Origin of the sequence: Pseudomonas sp. 67(2021), from assembly GCF_017491835.1 — a bacterium.
Classification (GTDB): domain Bacteria; phylum Pseudomonadota; class Gammaproteobacteria; order Pseudomonadales; family Pseudomonadaceae; genus Aquipseudomonas; species Aquipseudomonas atacamensis.
The window spans coordinates 1-447 of the sequence record NZ_JAFGYL010000097.1; the positions used below are offsets into that span (position 1 = coordinate 1).

At 56.4% G+C, this 447-nt stretch carries 1 tRNA gene and 1 pseudogene; both read right to left on the reverse strand.

Annotated features, from left to right (window positions below):
* Nucleotides 1–89 precede the first annotated feature (89 nt).
* Nucleotides 90–163 (reverse strand) — tRNA-Gly (locus tag J5M66_RS26690).
* Between the two features lie 111 nt (nt 164–274).
* Nucleotides 275–447 (reverse strand): annotated as a pseudogene (locus J5M66_RS26695) (alpha/beta hydrolase); the annotation flags it as partial.

A 447-nucleotide genomic window follows, 5' to 3' on the forward strand; every position in this document is an offset into this window, starting at 1 on the left:
GGTCAACGGAGGGGGCAGAAACGAAAAAAGGAGCCAAGGCTCCTTTTGACAGCGATGACGTTAATGGAACGCCATGCGGTAATGCGATGTGGAGCGGGTAGAGGGAATCGAACCCTCAACTAAAGCTTGGGAAGCTTTCGTTTTGCCACTAAACTATACCCGCATCTGCGCTGCACTTTTTACCAGAACCCTCCACGAATTAGAAGCCCAAGTTATATAAAAGCTTGTCGGCACCCCATAGCCTGCGGGTATCACCTACGGGGCGCCGATGCGCTCAGATGGCCAATGCATGCTGCCCCTGTTGTACGTGCTGGTAGCGTTGACGAGGCTCGCGCACGGTCGGCTTGAGGAAGCCGAGCAAGACGCTGCGGGTGTCCTCGCAGGCGGCCTTGTTTTCCATGTCGAGGAAGTGGCCCGCGTCACGGATCACGCTGAACTGGCTCTTGC